At 69.2% G+C, this 14,014-nt stretch carries 15 protein-coding genes; 9 read left to right on the plus strand and 6 right to left on the minus strand.

From position 1 onward, the window contains the following. Positions 1–49 precede the first annotated feature (49 nt). Entirely contained in the window at positions 50–604 is a 555-nt protein-coding gene (locus tag AB0L91_RS31325; RefSeq protein ID WP_357350383.1) for a hypothetical protein, read from the plus strand. Here AB0L91_RS31325 and AB0L91_RS31330 read toward each other — a convergent pair. Continuing rightward, complete coding sequence (locus AB0L91_RS31330) at positions 601–1,455, minus strand: class I SAM-dependent methyltransferase (RefSeq protein ID WP_355284688.1); 855 nt, start codon at positions 1,453–1,455, stop codon at positions 601–603. The genes AB0L91_RS31325 and AB0L91_RS31330 overlap by 4 nt on opposite strands. 285 nt (positions 1,456–1,740) lie before the next feature. Here AB0L91_RS31330 and rpsA point away from each other — a divergent pair, with 285 nt between their 5' ends. Beyond that, the gene (rpsA, locus tag AB0L91_RS31335) at positions 1,741–3,210 is read left to right on the plus strand and encodes a 30S ribosomal protein S1 (protein WP_355284686.1); all 1,470 of its coding nucleotides are present in this window, start codon (positions 1,741–1,743) and stop codon (positions 3,208–3,210) included. 127 nt (positions 3,211–3,337) lie between these two features. Beyond that, positions 3,338–4,879, plus strand: coding sequence for an alkaline phosphatase family protein (locus AB0L91_RS31340; RefSeq protein ID WP_365016150.1), 1,542 nt, complete (start codon positions 3,338–3,340; stop codon positions 4,877–4,879). Between the two features lie 55 nt (positions 4,880–4,934). Here AB0L91_RS31340 and AB0L91_RS31345 read toward each other — a convergent pair whose 3' ends face one another. Next, positions 4,935–5,153, minus strand: coding sequence for a hypothetical protein (locus AB0L91_RS31345; protein ID WP_218716679.1), 219 nt, complete (start codon positions 5,151–5,153; stop codon positions 4,935–4,937). A 158-nt stretch (positions 5,154–5,311) separates the two neighbouring features. Here AB0L91_RS31345 and coaE point away from each other — a divergent pair, with 158 nt between their 5' ends. Further along, on the plus strand, positions 5,312–6,517 hold the full coding sequence (gene coaE, locus AB0L91_RS31350; protein WP_365016152.1) for a dephospho-CoA kinase: 1,206 nt from the start codon (positions 5,312–5,314) through the stop codon (positions 6,515–6,517). A 118-nt stretch (positions 6,518–6,635) separates the two neighbouring features. Then, positions 6,636–7,061 carry a hypothetical protein gene (locus AB0L91_RS31355; protein WP_357350390.1) on the plus strand — a complete coding sequence of 142 codons (426 nt, stop codon included), beginning with the start codon at positions 6,636–6,638 and terminating at the stop codon, positions 7,059–7,061. 65 nt (positions 7,062–7,126) lie between these two features. Here the strand turns inward: AB0L91_RS31355 and AB0L91_RS31360 are convergent, their stop codons facing one another. Continuing rightward, positions 7,127–7,651 (minus strand): DUF402 domain-containing protein, encoded by a 525-nt coding sequence (locus AB0L91_RS31360; RefSeq protein ID WP_357350392.1) that lies wholly within the window; start codon positions 7,649–7,651, stop codon positions 7,127–7,129. Between the two features lie 35 nt (positions 7,652–7,686). Next, positions 7,687–8,307 (minus strand): hypothetical protein, encoded by a 621-nt coding sequence (locus AB0L91_RS31365; RefSeq protein WP_357350394.1) that lies wholly within the window; start codon positions 8,305–8,307, stop codon positions 7,687–7,689. 403 nt (positions 8,308–8,710) lie between these two features. Here AB0L91_RS31365 and uvrB point away from each other — a divergent pair, with 403 nt between their 5' ends. Beyond that, positions 8,711–10,891 carry an excinuclease ABC subunit UvrB gene (gene uvrB, locus AB0L91_RS31370; protein WP_365016154.1) on the plus strand — a complete coding sequence of 727 codons (2,181 nt, stop codon included), beginning with the start codon at positions 8,711–8,713 and terminating at the stop codon, positions 10,889–10,891. A gap of 35 nt (positions 10,892–10,926) precedes the next feature. Here the strand turns inward: uvrB and AB0L91_RS31375 are convergent, their stop codons facing one another. Further along, a complete protein-coding gene (locus tag AB0L91_RS31375; protein WP_355281559.1) occupies positions 10,927–11,394 on the minus strand; it encodes a VOC family protein in 468 nt (155 codons plus the stop codon). Positions 11,395–11,450: 56 nt separating this feature from the next. Between AB0L91_RS31375 and AB0L91_RS31380 the strand changes: the two genes are divergently transcribed. From AB0L91_RS31380 to AB0L91_RS31390, 3 genes are all read left to right on the plus strand, one after another. Beyond that, positions 11,451–12,287 carry a helix-turn-helix domain-containing protein gene (locus AB0L91_RS31380; RefSeq protein ID WP_365016156.1) on the plus strand — a complete coding sequence of 279 codons (837 nt, stop codon included), beginning with the start codon at positions 11,451–11,453 and terminating at the stop codon, positions 12,285–12,287. 126 nt (positions 12,288–12,413) lie between these two features. Beyond that, positions 12,414–12,845, plus strand: coding sequence for a hypothetical protein (locus AB0L91_RS31385; RefSeq protein ID WP_365016158.1), 432 nt, complete (start codon positions 12,414–12,416; stop codon positions 12,843–12,845). A gap of 269 nt (positions 12,846–13,114) precedes the next feature. Next, positions 13,115–13,567 carry a universal stress protein gene (locus AB0L91_RS31390; protein ID WP_355281567.1) on the plus strand — a complete coding sequence of 151 codons (453 nt, stop codon included), beginning with the start codon at positions 13,115–13,117 and terminating at the stop codon, positions 13,565–13,567. A gap of 60 nt (positions 13,568–13,627) precedes the next feature. Here the strand turns inward: AB0L91_RS31390 and AB0L91_RS31395 are convergent, their stop codons facing one another. Next, positions 13,628–14,008, minus strand: coding sequence for a cupin (locus AB0L91_RS31395; protein WP_365016161.1), 381 nt, complete (start codon positions 14,006–14,008; stop codon positions 13,628–13,630). Positions 14,009–14,014 lie beyond the last annotated feature (6 nt).

Consider the following 14,014-nt stretch of genomic DNA (forward strand, 5'->3'; position numbering starts at 1 on the left):
TCCGCGCCGGTAAGTTGTCCCGGTGCCCATCTCGTTCGACATTCCTGGAATGCAGCAGTTGGACAACACGACCTGGGGGAATCCGGCCACTCGTGATGTCGTCGCGTTGACCTATGTCGACGGCGCGCCCGACCTGCCCGCCCGGCTGCACGATCTGCCGCGGCTGCGCAGGCGGCTGGCCGAGCACCACGCCCGCACCGGCTGTCTGATCGAGGCGTTCGTGGTCTGGGTCGACCAGTTGCCCGCGCTGCTGCGGGTGGAGAAGACACAGTTGCCGGGGCCGCGCGGCGAGCTCGTCTTCGCCGCGTCGATCGTGGTGCCCAAGGACCGGTGCTCCGCGGTGTTCCAGATCATCTGTCCGGAGACCGGGGTGCCCGGGCTGCGGGAATCCTCGATCGGCGCGCAGGTCCACCGCGCCGAGATGTGCCCGCCGCACCCGTACGCGCCGGGATTGCGCGGGCGCCTGCCCTATCTCCTGTCCGACGACGTCCGCTTCGACGCCGTGTTCCCCGAGCACGCCCTGACCAGGGCCCGCCGCTGGATCGCCGAGACCGTGCCCAACGTGCGGGTCGACCCCGGCTTCGCGGCGCTGCCCGAGTTCTAGGCGCCCGGCTTCTCGGTGACGAAGATGGCGGTGCCGGGGAAGATCTCCCCGCGCAGCGGCGACCACTGACCCCACTCCCGGTCCAGCCACTCCGGCCAGTCGGGTTCGACGATGTCGAGCAGGGTCAGGCCGGCGCCGACGATCTCCCTGACCCGATCACCGATGGTGCGATGGTGCTCGACATAGGTCGGCACCCCGTCGCCGTCGACCTCGACATACGGCGTCCGGTCGAAATAGGGGATGCGCGCGACCAGGCCGTCCGCGCCGGGATCGTCGGGGAAGATCCAGCGCATCGGGTGGTTCACCGAGAACACCCAGCGCCCACCCGGCCGCAGCACCCGGGCGACCTCCCGCATCACCAGCGCGGAATCGGCGACGAACGGGACCCCGCCGAAGGCCGAACAGGCCAGGTCGAAGGAGGCGTCGGCGAACGGCAGCGCCTCGGCGCCGGCCTGGACCAGCGGCACCCGCGGCCCACCCCGCGCCATCGCCGCCACGCCCCGCTCGAGCATGCCCATCGACAGATCGAGGCCGACCGGATAGGCGCCCTGGCCCGCCAGCCAGCGCGAACACGGCGCGGAACCACAGCCGATCTCCAGCACGGTCTTGCCGCTCAGCTCGCCGAGGAAGCCCATATCGCCCTCGTGCAGGCCCTCCGGGCACCAGACGAACTCGCCCTCGGGGGAATCGACGCCGAGGAAGTCGGCGTGGGTCTGGTGATACTGGTCGGCGTCGGCGTCCCACCAGCGCCTGCTCGCGCGTTCGCTGTCCGCCGAACCGATCTTGGTCCGGGTGGTCGCGGTGGTTCCCAGCAGCGCGTTGGCCTGCGCATGGCGTTCGTCGTCCGACACGGCGATCAGGGTATCCGCGGGGTGGAGGGGGTGGTTTGCCCGGCTGGACAGGGGTCGCGTACGCTGAGGCACGCGAGTGTCTTTCGAGGAGCGCTGTGCGCCGGGGTTGAATGCGTACGGTATCCGATGACGGAGTCGCCCGTGCTGAGTTCGATCACCAGCAAGTGTGGCGGTCCGTGCGATACTTACCCGGTATCCTTCGTCGCCTCGTCGCGGTGATCTCGCAGCGTACCGAAAGTTCCAATGTCCGCAACCGACCACAATCCGTCCGGAGCAAATCCACATATGCCCACCACCGTCACCTCGCCGCAGGTAGCCGTCAACGACATCGGCTCCGCCGAGGATTTCCTCGCCGCCATCGACGCCACGATCAAGTACTTCAACGATGGCGACATCGTCGAGGGAACCATCGTCAAGGTCGATCGTGACGAGGTCCTGCTCGACATCGGTTACAAGACCGAAGGCGTCATCCCCTCCCGCGAACTCTCCATCAAGCACGATGTCGACCCCAATGAGGTCGTTTCCGTGGGCGATGAGGTCGAGGCCCTGGTTCTCACCAAGGAGGACAAGGAAGGCCGCCTGATCCTGTCGAAGAAGCGGGCGCAGTACGAGCGCGCGTGGGGCACGATCGAGGAGCTCAAGGAGAAGGACGAGGCCGTCAAGGGCACCGTCATCGAGGTCGTCAAGGGCGGCCTGATCCTCGACATCGGCCTCCGTGGCTTCCTGCCCGCCTCGCTCGTCGAGATGCGTCGTGTCCGCGACCTCCAGCCGTACGTCGGCAAGGAGATCGAGGCCAAGATCATCGAGCTCGACAAGAACCGCAACAACGTGGTCCTGTCGCGTCGCGCCTGGCTCGAGCAGACCCAGTCCGAGGTCCGCAGCGAGTTCCTGCACCAGCTGCAGAAGGGCCAGGTCCGCAAGGGTGTGGTCTCCTCGATCGTCAACTTCGGTGCCTTCGTGGACCTGGGTGGCGTCGACGGCCTGGTGCACGTCTCCGAGCTGTCCTGGAAGCACATCGACCACCCGTCCGAGGTCGTCGAGGTCGGCAACGAGGTCACCGTCGAGGTTCTCGACGTCGACCTGGACCGCGAGCGCGTCTCCCTGTCGCTCAAGGCCACCCAGGAAGACCCGTGGCGTCAGTTCGCCCGCACCCACGCGATCGGTCAGATCGTGCCGGGCAAGGTCACCAAGCTGGTTCCGTTCGGTGCGTTCGTGCGCGTCGAAGAGGGCATCGAGGGCCTGGTGCACATCTCCGAGCTGGCCGAGCGCCACGTCGAGGTCCCGGACCAGGTCGTTGCCGTCGGCGACGACGCGATGGTCAAGGTCATCGACATCGACCTGGAGCGTCGCCGGATCTCGCTGTCGCTGAAGCAGGCGAACGAGGACTACCACGCCGAGTTCGACCCGTCGAAGTACGGCATGGCCGACAGCTACGACGATGCGGGCAACTACATCTTCCCCGAGGGCTTCGATCCCGAGACCAACGAATGGCTCGAGGGCTTCGACAAGCAGCGTGAAGAGTGGGAAGGCCGCTACGCCGAGGCCGAGCGTCGCCACAAGATGCACACCGCTCAGATGGAGAAGATGGCAGCCGACGCTGCCGCCGAGGCCGCCAACGGCGGTGCCACCTCGGGCAACTACTCCTCCGAGAGCGGCTCGCAGGCCACCTCCGGCCCGGCCGAGTCCGCCGGTGGTTCGCTCGCCAGCGACGCCCAGCTCGCGGCTCTGCGGGAGAAGCTCTCCGGCAACGCCTGATTCGGGTAGAGCAGTACCGAAGGCCCTGGTCCACACGGACCGGGGCCTTCGGCCTTTTCCCAGGTCGGGTGGAGTAGTGTCGGCGCCGATCGCTCCATCCCCCCTTCGGGAAAGGTGCTCCATCGACATGAGTTCTGGTCCCTTCGCCGGCCTCAACCGGCGTCAGTTCCTCGCCAAAGCGATGGCCGCCGGCGCTGTGGGAACGCTTGCCACCTGGGCGAATCCGATCATCGACCGCGCCTTCGCCGCCGATCCGGCCGGAATGGGCGGGCTCGGCGACATCGAGCATTTCGTCCTGCTCATGCAGGAGAACCGGTCCTTCGACCACTATTTCGGCACGCTGTCGGGGGTGCGCGGCTTCGGCGAGGAGTCGGCGGCGTGGCGTCAGTACGGCTGGTCGCCCGGAATCGGGCCCACCGCGGACGGTTTCGTCGAGCCCTTCCGGCTCGACACCACCCGCGGCGCCACCCTGGACGGTGAGTGCATCAACGACCCAGACCACACCTGGCCGGGCATGCACAAGGCGTTCAACGACGGGCGCAACGACGGCTGGATGCCGATGTCGGTGGCCTCGGTCGGGCCCGCCAACGCGCCCGCGGCGATGGGTTACTACCTGCCGGAAGACATTCCGATCCACACCGAGCTCGCGCAGGCGTTCACGCTCTGCGACAACTACCACTGCTCGGTGCTCGGCCCGACCGATCCCAACCGGCTGTACTGGGTCAGCGCCACCATCGATCCCGACGGGCTGGCCGGTGGTCCGCTGGTGGAGACGCCGTTGCTGATCCCGAAGAACGTCTACAGCTGGCGCACCTACCCGGAGAACCTGTCCGAGGCGGGCGTGAGCTGGAAGATCTACAGCAACCGCGATGTCGGTCCGGCGTCCTCGATGATCCTCGACGGCATGATGGGCTGCTTCACCCAGGCCGCCGACCCGAACTCCGAGCTGGCCCGGCGGGGCATCGCGCCGGTGTACCCCAACGACTTCCAGGCCGACGTCGCGAACGACACCCTGCCCGCCGTGTCCTGGGTGGTGCCGTCGGTGCTGCACTGCGAGCATCCGGCCCTGCCCGCCGCCTTCGGCGCGGTCGGGATCGTGCAGCTGCTCGACATCCTCACCTCGAACCCGGCGGTGTGGGAGAAGACCGCGCTGATCATCAGCTACGACGAGAACGGTGGCTTCTTCGACCACGTCGTTCCGCCGACCCCGCAGCCGGGCACGGCGGGGGAGTTCCTGACCGTGCCGCTGGACCGGGTGCCCGCCGCGGGTGGGATCGCCGGGCCGATCGGTCTCGGCTACCGGGTGCCCTGTCTGGTCGTCTCGCCCTACAGCCGCGGCGGGCTGGTCGCCTCGCAGACCTTCGACCACACCTCGCAGCTGCGGCTGCTGGAAACCAGGTTCGGGGTCGACGTGCCGAACCTGACCGCGTGGCGGCGCGGCGTCACCGGGGACATGACCTCGACCTTCGATTTCGCGGCCGCGCCGAACGCCGCCAGGCCGGTGCTGCCCGACCCGCGACCCAAGGCGGACGCGGCGGTCGCGCAGTGCGGGCCGAACATCGCGGCGGGCACCCTCGGTCAGGGCGCGCCCTACCCGGTGCCGCCGAACGCGATGCCGACGCAGCAGCCGGGCGGCAGACGCGCGCCGAGCGGTCCGGTCGGGGTGTGACACGGCGCGGGCCCGGCGATTCGTCGCCGGGCCCGTTGCGCGCGGTCGCGGGAAGTCAGCTCGCGGCGGCGGGGACCCAGTAGCCCGCGGCGGCGGCCATGCTGGGACGTTTGCGCATCGCGGCGAAGCTGTGCCGGGCGGGGGAGATCAGGGCGGTGAACCACGATCGGCGGTATTCGGCGAGAGTCGCCGCGACAGCGGGGTGTTCGATGCAATGCACACCGCCGGGCATTCCCAGGCGGTGGCGAGCCGTCCGGTGGTCTGTGGTGCCCATGCTCATCCTTCGGTAGCTGCTGTCGGCATTCTCGCCAGCGCGAACATTAATCCACGCGACTCGCCCGACCCCGGATTTGCGCCGGTCGGCGCATGGGCGTGTCGGAAAGAATCCGATGGCGCGGACCGGGCGGCGCGGCGTCTGCGAGACTGGGCCCCATGTTGCGGATCGGCCTCACCGGAGGCATGGGAGCGGGTAAATCCACAGTGGCGCGGACCCTGGTCGAATGCGGGGGGGTGCTGATCGACTCCGACGCGATCGCCCGCGAGGTCGTCGCCCCCGGCACGCCGGGACTGTCCGCGCTGGTCGAGGCGTTCGGGCCGGACATCCTCGCCGCCGACGGCAGTCTCGACCGGCCCGCGCTGGCCGCGGTCGCCTTCGCCGACGACGAGTCCAGGGGCAAGCTCAACGCGATCACCCATCCGCTGGTCGGCGCGCGGACCGCGGAGCTGATCGGTGCCGCGCCCGCGCAGGCGATCGTCGTGCAGGACATTCCGCTGCTCGTCGAGAACGGGCTGGCCCCGCTTATGCAGCTGGTCCTGGTGGTCGGCGCCGAGGTCGAGACCCGGCTGCGCAGGCTGGTCGAGCAGCGTGGCGTGGCCGAGGCCGACGCGCGCACCAGGATCGCCGCCCAGGCCACCGACGAGCAGCGGCACGCGGTCGCCGACGTGTGGCTCGACAACAACGGCGCCCCGGAGATCGTCGAGGACCGGGTGCGCGCGCTGTGGACCGAGCGGCTGGTGCCGTTCGAGCGCAATCAGCGCGAGGGCATCCGCGCCGAGGCCGCGTATCGGCTGGTGCCCGCCGACCCGGACTGGGCCGCGCAGGCCCGCCGGATCATCGCGCGGCTGCACCTGGCGTGTGGCGCGTCGGCGGTGCGGATCGACCACATCGGGTCCACCGCGGTGCACGGCCTGCCCGCGAAGGACGTCATCGACATCCAGGTGACGGTGGCCGACCTGGCCACCGCCGAGTCGCTGGCCGACGCGCTCGCCGGGGCCGGGTTCCCGCCCGCGCCCGGAGTCACCCACGACAACCCGAAGCCGACCCCCGGTGATCCCGACGGCACCGACCTGGCCCGCTGGGGCAAGCGCCTGCACGGCAATGCCGATCCCGCCCGCCCCGCGAACATCCATCTGCGCGTGCAGGATTCGCCCGGCCAGCGGTTCGCCCTCGAGCTGCGGGACTGGCTGCGCGCCGACGAGGACGCGCGCGCGGCGTACCTGGTGATCAAGCGCGAGGCCGAGCAGGCGGCGGCGGGCAAGGCCGGAGAGGCGGCCGCCCAGGCGTACTACGCGGTGCAGGAACCGTGGTTCGACGCGGTGTATCCGGTGGTCACCGACTGGGCTCGCGCGCGCGTCTGACCGAGACCAATCTGTTAAACATCAATGTTTCAAAAAGCGGCCGAGGGGTGTCGCGCGCTGGGTACATTGTGCCGAGTCACCAGCCGGTGACTCGGTTCACAGGGAAGTTGTAGCGCGTATGACAACACATCACCGTCAGTTCGGCCGTGCGGGCTTCGGCGTCACCGCATTCGGCGCCGTCGCCGCCAGTATCGTGCTGGCCGCCCCGCAGGCCTCCGCCTGGGTCGGCAACGTCACGGTGGCGGGCAGCGACCACAAGGTCGGCTGTAGCTACAAGCTGACCGCCAGCGTCGAGGTCGACCGGCTGACCTCGGTGAAGTTCACCGACAACGGTGTCGACATCGCCACGGTGTCGCCGTCGCTGCTCTCGGGCACGGTGAGCACCACCTGGAAGCCCACCACGGCGGGTCAGCACAAGCTCGAGGCGCGCCAGCTGCTGATCAGTGATTCGATCACCGTCACCGTGGCCCAGGCGCCGGCGACCGGCAGCGCGGGCTGCGGCGGCGGTCTGGCGGATCTGTTCCCGAGCCTGTCGGCCGGCTGATCCCGCTCCGAACGACGACACCGCCGGCGACCTCGCTACCGAGGGTCGCCGGCGGTGTCGTTATTTCAGCGCCAGGTCAGCGTCATACCCCGGGTGGCCAGCCAGGCCTCGAGCGAGTGCCCGTGCGCGGCCATCCCGTCGATCGCCGCGGTCGCGTGCTCGATCGCGGCCTGGCAGTCCGCCGCGCCGAGCAGGCCATCGGCGTGCGCGGCCAGCAGTTCGTCGATGTCGACCAGTTCGACCTCCCGGCCGGTGCGCACCAGTAGATCCAGGTAGTGGTCGACCGACTTCCACAGCGTGGCCGACTCCCTGGTGAACGACCCGACGTCGACGTAGATGTCCTGCCAGCGTTCCACGCCCGGGTTGTGGTGGAACTTCGTCGCCCGCAGCGACAGCTCGGGCAGCACCCACGACTCCAGGTAGTGGAAGTTCGGATGGTCGGAGTGCCTGCCCATGTAGAGGCCCCACGGTTCCTCCCGGTAGACCTCCACCGGCCGGACGAATCCCTTCGGATCGGTGTTCGTCCGCGCCGCGACATCGAAGTATTCGATCTTGGGCGGGTGCACGTGCACGGTGGATGCCTGCGTCATGACCGGAAAATCTACCGGTGACCGGCCCGCCGCGCTCACATCCAGGTCAGGGTGATCTCCCGCGAGCGCAGCCACTGCTCGACGTCGTGGTCGTTGGCGGCGAGGCCGTCGAGGACGGCCGCGGCCCGTTCGAAGGCGCGATCGGCCTGCGCGGTGTCCACGTGGCCTGCGGCGTGCGCGGCCAGCAGCTCGCTCGCGCCGCGCAGGGTGGCCGACCGGCCGCGGCGCACGGCGACGTCGAGGAAGTAGTCGGTGGCCTTCCAGCGCTTGGGGCCGACCTGGACGAATTCGACGATGTCGAGGACGTAGTCGTGGCTGCGGTGGTGGCCGGGGCGGTCGTGCTCGATGGTGGCGCGCACGGCGGGTCCCGGCAGCAGCCAGGACTCCTCGTAGCGGCCGCGCGGCCGGTCGACGGTGCGGGCGAGGTACATGCCCCACGGCTGCACCTCGTACCGGTCGACGGGCCGGATATAGCCCTTGGCGTCGGTGCTGGTGAGTTCGGCCACGTCGAAGAACTCGATCCGGGGGCGGCCCGGCGGTGGCGTGGTGGGAGTCGGTACCGGGGGCGGCTGCGGGCCGCGGATCTCCCGTGCGAAGTATCCCGCGAATCCGGTGACCGCCGGAGCCGCGACGAGCAGAGGAAGCAGTGCGCTCATGGCCTTGTCCTTCACCACGTGCCGATGATCAGCTCAGGGTACGCCCGGATGCGCCTCGCGCACCGTGTCTGCTGGACCACAGCGCTGTGAATACCCTTGGGACATGGGACTTTTCGGACATCACGCCGGTATGCTCCGAAGTAGCCGGGCCGCCGCCGGTCGATCGCGGGCACTGGCCCGACCAGGCGATGTGGTCGCGGGCGCGTGGTCGCCACGATGCTGCGGTGCGCCGAGTGGCGCGGCGTTCGCGCAGGTGAGCGGATTTCTCGATGAGCAGAAGTTCATCCGAACGACACCGGGGCGGCGGGCGGCGGCCCGGCGTGGCGCGGGTGTGTCGCCGGATCGGCGCCGGTGAGCGGGCTGTCCGCGCGACTTGTCGGTGGTCGGGCCTAACCTGGTGGACATGGCATTCGCAACCGAGATCCCGACGGAAGGGTACGAGGAGCGGGGGCACCCGCTGGCTCATTCCGAGCACCGCCCCGTCGGCACCATCGAGCGTGCGGGCGGGCAGTTCGAGGTGGTCAGCGAGCACCGGCCTGCCGGCGACCAGCCCGCCGCCATCGCCGAGCTGGAGCGGCGGATCACCGCGGGGGAGAAGGACGTCGTCCTGCTCGGTGCCACCGGCACCGGTAAATCGGCGACCACCGCGTGGCTGATCGAGAAGCTGCAGCGGCCCACGCTGGTGATGGCGCCCAACAAGACCCTCGCCGCGCAGCTGGCCAACGAGCTGCGGGAGATGTTGCCGCACAACGCGGTCGAGTACTTCGTCTCCTACTACGACTACTACCAGCCCGAGGCGTACATCGCCCAGACCGACACCTACATCGAGAAGGACAGCTCGATCAACGACGACGTCGAGCGCCTGCGGCACTCGGCGACCTCGAGCCTGCTCTCGCGGCGCGACGTGGTCGTGGTCGCCTCGGTGTCGTGCATCTACGGCCTCGGCACCCCGCAGTCCTACCTGGACCGCTCGGTGCAGCTCGAGGTCGGTGGCGAGATCGACCGCGACGCGCTGCTGCGCCTGCTCGTCGACGTGCAGTACACCCGCAACGACATGGCGTTCACCCGCGGCTCGTTCCGGGTGCGCGGCGACACCGTCGAGATCATCCCGTCCTACGAGGAGCTGGCGGTCCGCATCGAGTTCTTCGGTGACGAGATCGAGGCGCTGTACTACCTGCACCCGCTCACCGGTGACGTGGTGCGCCAGGTCGACTCGCTGCGCATCTTCCCCGCCACCCACTACGTCGCCGGGCCGGAGCGGATGGAGCGCGCGGTCGCCGATATCGAGGCCGAATTGGCCGAGCGGCTGGCCGAATTGGAGAAGCAGGGCAAGCTGCTCGAGGCGCAGCGGTTGCGCATGCGCACCGAGTACGACCTCGAGATGATCCGCCAGGTCGGGTTCTGCTCGGGCATCGAGAACTACTCGCGTCACATCGATGGCCGCCCGGCCGGCTCGGCGCCCGCCACCCTGCTGGACTACTTCCCCGACGACTTCCTGCTCGTCATCGACGAGTCGCATGTCACGGTGCCGCAGATCGGCGGCATGTTCGAAGGCGACATGTCGCGCAAGCGCAACCTGGTCGAGTTCGGTTTCCGGTTACCGTCCGCGGTCGACAACCGCCCGCTGACCTGGGAGGAGTTCGCCGACCGGATCGGTCAGGCGGTGTACCTGTCGGCGACACCGGGTCCGTACGAGCTGGGTCAGGTGGGTGGCGAGGTCGTCGAGCAGGTCATCCGCCCGACCGGTCTGGTCGACCCACAGGTGGTGGTGAAGCCGACCAAGGGCCAGATCGACGATCTGGTGCACGAGATCCGTCAGCGCACCGAGCGCGACGAACGCGTGCTGGTCACCACCCTCACCAAGAAGATGGCCGAGGACCTCACCGACTACCTGCTCGGCCTCGGCGTGCGGGTGCGCTACCTGCACTCCGAGATCGACACCCTGCGCCGGGTGGAGCTGCTGCGGCAGCTGCGCCTGGGCGAGTACGACGTGCTGGTCGGCATCAACCTGCTGCGCGAGGGTCTCGACCTGCCCGAGGTGTCGCTGGTGGCGATTCTCGACGCCGACAAGGAGGGCTTCCTGCGGTCGAGCACCAGCCTCATCCAGACCATCGGCCGCGCGGCGCGCAACGTGTCCGGCGAAGTGCACATGTACGCGGACAAGATCACCGACTCGATGCGGCACGCGATCGACGAGACCGATCGCCGCCGTGCCAAGCAGGTCGCCTACAACACGGCCAACGGCATCGATCCGCAGCCGTTGCGCAAGAAGATCGCCGACATCCTGGACCAGGTGTACCTGGAGGCCGACGACGAGGTCGCCGTCGGTGGCTCGGGCCGCAATGTCAGCCGCGGCAGGCGTGCCCAGGGCGAGCCGGGCCGCGCGGTGAGCGCGGGCATCTACGCCGAACGCGATGTGAAGTCCATGCCGCGCGCCGAGCTGGCGGATCTGGTCGCCTCCCTCACCGACCAGATGATGAACGCCGCCCGCGAGCTCCAGTTCGAGCTGGCGGGGCGCCTGCGCGACGAGATCGCCGATCTGAAGAAGGAACTCCGCGGCATGGACGCCGCGGGCCTGAGCTGAGCATGCCGCCCAGCCAGGTCCCGCGGCGCGGGCCGCTACGCGGATTCCGCCATCCAGGCGGCGATCCGGCGGTCGGCTTCCTCACGCGACATCTCCTCGACCCGGGTGAGCACCGCCCAGCGGTGGCCGAACGGGTCGATGACCACACCGAAGCGCTCGCCGTTGACGAAGGTCTGCGGCTCCTCGGCGGTGCGGGCACCGTGGGCGACCGCGCGGGCGACCACGGCGTCGACGTCGGGGCAGTAGTGCACGATCGAGGTGTGTACCCAGTCCAGCGGTGCGCGCACGTTGTTGTCGGGGATGGGCATGCCGAGCTGCAGGGTCGAATCGCCGATCAGCAGCTCGGCGTGGGCGGCCTGCCCGTCGGGCAGGTCGGCCCGGCTGAGCAGCTTCGCGCCGAACACCTCGGTGTAGAAATCGATGGCCGCGTTGGCGTCCGGCACGGCCAGGAAACAGGTGATGGAGTGGTAGCCCTCCGGAATGGGCGCAACGGGATTGGTCATGTCCTCGATCCTGGTCGGGCGGCGTCGGCCGATCTTGTAAGAAAGCGACAGATCCGATGACGGCACCGGACCCGGCCGATGTGAAGGGCATTCTGCATCCGGGGGAGCAGGCCCGACATCGATCGCTGGACCGGCTGGCGGTCGGCCCCGCGCTGGCCGAGTTCGCCGATCGGTACTGGGTCGTGCGCTGGGATCTGCGCGGAAAACCGGCCTATCGCGCCGAGGTGCTGTCGTTCCCGTGTGTGAATGTCACCTTCGAGCGCAGCAGCCTGCGCACCGGCGGATTCGTCAACGGGGTGAGTACCACGAAATACGTGCGCGAGCTCGACGGCGAGGGCGAGACGTTCGGTCTCCGGTTCCGGCCCGGTGGGTTCGGCGCCTTCACCGGCGGGGATGTCGGTGCGCTGCGCGATGATTCGGCACCGCTGGCCGAGGTGCTGCCCGCCGCCGCCGGCCTGGCCGACCGGGTGCTGGCCGAGCCGTCCGACGCGGCGCGGGTGTCGATCGTCGAGGATTTCTTCGCCGGGCGGGGCCGCGCGGACGATCCGCACTACGCGCTGGTCTCGCGCATCGTCACCGCGATGGCGGCCGATCCCGTGCTCACCCGGGTCGACCAGGTGACCGAGCGCTTCGCGGTTCCCATCCGGACGTTGCAGCGGTTGTTTCGCCGCTATGTCGGGGCCGGGCCGAAATGGGTGCTGTGCCGATTCCGGTTGCAGGATGCCGCCGATCTGCTGGCGCGCGGCGACAAGCCGGATCTGGCGACGCTGGCCGCCGACCTCGGCTATTTCGATCAGGCACATTTCAGTAGGGAATTCACCGCCGAGATCGGGATGTCGCCGTGGGAATACGCGCGTAAAGCGCAGGCGAGCGCGGCGAGCGCACCGCGCTGACAGGTGTCGAGACCCCAGAATTCGGGTATGTGAAATATCGTTGTTTCGACTGGGAACGGTGCTGTCCGTCGATAGTCTCACCGCATTCGCGGCGATCGCTGCCGCGAGAGAGTGAGGACATCAACGGTGACAACAACTTTCCGCCGGACCACCCGGCTCGGTCTGGCCGGCTCCGGAATCGCCACGGTCCTGGCCACGGCCGCGCTGATCGCGCCGTTCGCGCACGCCGACGCGACCCAGCACGTCGCGGTCGCGGGCTCCGATCACACAGCCGGCTGCTCGTACACGGTCACCGCGGTCGGTGTCGTCGGGTACAGCAGCAGTGACTCCGGCGCCGACGTGACCTTCTACGACAACGGCGCGGTGATCGGCACCGTCGAGGTGCCCGCCATCGGCACCACCACCACGACCTGGCGACCCGCCGCCGCCGGAACGCACGAAGTGACGGCGAAAGTCGCCGGGATCAGCACCCGGTGGATAGTCCCCGCCACGGTGACGGTCGCGCCGTCCACCGGTACCGGAAGCGCCGCCTGCGGGCTGCCCAGCTTTTCCGGCTGATGTGAGCAAAGTCCCAGCCGCGCAGGCACGTTGATTGTCTTGTGATAGACCACAGTTTTCCCGAGTCGCGGTCTGATCGCCGCAGGTGACTCTTCGCCACTGTCGCGAAGGCCACCGGCACGGCGCCCACCGGCGCCAACACTCCCGATGTGATCTGTTGCGATTTGTCGATAAATCGGCCTGTTTTGGCGTTAGGGTCGACCCAATTGCCGCGCTGACGCTCGATTCCCGGGTTGGTCGGTGCTGGCACCGACCAAGTTGGAGGAGAGATGACCGCCTACCGGACCATTGTCGTCGGTACTGATGGCTCGGACTCGTCGTACGTCGCCGTGGAGAAGGCCGCAGCGCTCGCCGGCGACGCGGACGCGACTCTCGTGCTGGCCTGTGCCTACTTCCCGACCGACGATCGCGACGTCGCCGCCGCGGCCGACGTGCTCAAGGACGAGGCCTACCAGGTGCGTGGCTCGGCGCCGACCAACGAGATCCTGCACGTAGCCCGGGAGAAGGCGGTGGCCGCCGGCGCGAAGAACATCGTCGAGCGCGCCATCGTCGGCGAGCCGGTCGATTCGCTGCTCGACCTGGTCAACGAGACCAAGGCCGATCTGCTGGTCGTCGGTAACCGGGGCCTGAACACCCTGGCCGGCCGCCTGCTCGGCTCGGTGCCCTCGGACGTGGCCCGCAAGTCGCGCTCGGACGTGCTGATCGTGCACACCGTTCGCTAGTCCCGCTCGATCCCACACTCGGGGGCGCTGCTTCGGCAGCGCCCCCGAGTGTTTACGGCGTCAGCGCTGGACCGGCTCCTGCCTTGTGCCGCCGCGCAATCCGATCGACATGATGTCGGACGGCTCGTCGAGTTCGATGCGATGCCAGTGGTGCCGCGGCACCAGGAACGCGGTGCCCGCCGTCAGCCGCACGGCGGTCTCCGGTGCGCCCGGTTCCGCGGGGCGCAGGTACAGGCGCAGCGCGCCGCGCAGACAGCACACCGCCTCGTCGCCGGCGGGATGCATCTCCCAGTGGTCGGCGTGGACGTCGGCGTCGGACTCGACGTGGAAGGCGGCCAGCTGCCAGCCGCCGTCGTCGGCGGCCATCCGGCGCTCGCCCGATTCGACGGTGCCTTCGGGCCGGAAGCGCAGGGCGCGGTCGAACAGATCGATGGGGGACATCGGTGT

This window comes from Nocardia sp. NPDC051833 (assembly GCF_040681225.1).
Taxonomy (GTDB): domain Bacteria; phylum Actinomycetota; class Actinomycetes; order Mycobacteriales; family Mycobacteriaceae; genus Nocardia.

What these genes read in the sequence shown, in the direction of transcription:
- AB0L91_RS31325 (WP_357350383.1), top strand. Translation starts at nt 50, where the DNA reads ATGCAGCAGTTGGACAACACGACCTGGGGGAATCCGGCCACTCGTGAT.
- rpsA (WP_355284686.1), top strand. Translation starts at nt 1,741, where the DNA reads ATGCCCACCACCGTCACCTCGCCGCAGGTAGCCGTCAACGACATCGGC.
- AB0L91_RS31340 (WP_365016150.1), top strand. Translation starts at nt 3,338, where the DNA reads ATGAGTTCTGGTCCCTTCGCCGGCCTCAACCGGCGTCAGTTCCTCGCC.
- AB0L91_RS31345 (WP_218716679.1), bottom strand. Translation starts at nt 5,153, where the DNA reads ATGGGCACCACAGACCACCGGACGGCTCGCCACCGCCTGGGAATGCCC.
- coaE (WP_365016152.1), top strand. Translation starts at nt 5,312, where the DNA reads ATGTTGCGGATCGGCCTCACCGGAGGCATGGGAGCGGGTAAATCCACA.
- AB0L91_RS31355 (WP_357350390.1), top strand. Translation starts at nt 6,636, where the DNA reads ATGACAACACATCACCGTCAGTTCGGCCGTGCGGGCTTCGGCGTCACC.
- AB0L91_RS31360 (WP_357350392.1), bottom strand. Translation starts at nt 7,651, where the DNA reads ATGACGCAGGCATCCACCGTGCACGTGCACCCGCCCAAGATCGAATAC.
- AB0L91_RS31365 (WP_357350394.1), bottom strand. Translation starts at nt 8,307, where the DNA reads ATGAGCGCACTGCTTCCTCTGCTCGTCGCGGCTCCGGCGGTCACCGGA.
- uvrB (WP_365016154.1), top strand. Translation starts at nt 8,711, where the DNA reads ATGGCATTCGCAACCGAGATCCCGACGGAAGGGTACGAGGAGCGGGGG.
- AB0L91_RS31375 (WP_355281559.1), bottom strand. Translation starts at nt 11,394, where the DNA reads ATGACCAATCCCGTTGCGCCCATTCCGGAGGGCTACCACTCCATCACC.
- AB0L91_RS31380 (WP_365016156.1), top strand. Translation starts at nt 11,451, where the DNA reads ATGACGGCACCGGACCCGGCCGATGTGAAGGGCATTCTGCATCCGGGG.
- AB0L91_RS31390 (WP_355281567.1), top strand. Translation starts at nt 13,115, where the DNA reads ATGACCGCCTACCGGACCATTGTCGTCGGTACTGATGGCTCGGACTCG.
- AB0L91_RS31395 (WP_365016161.1), bottom strand. Translation starts at nt 14,008, where the DNA reads ATGTCCCCCATCGATCTGTTCGACCGCGCCCTGCGCTTCCGGCCCGAA.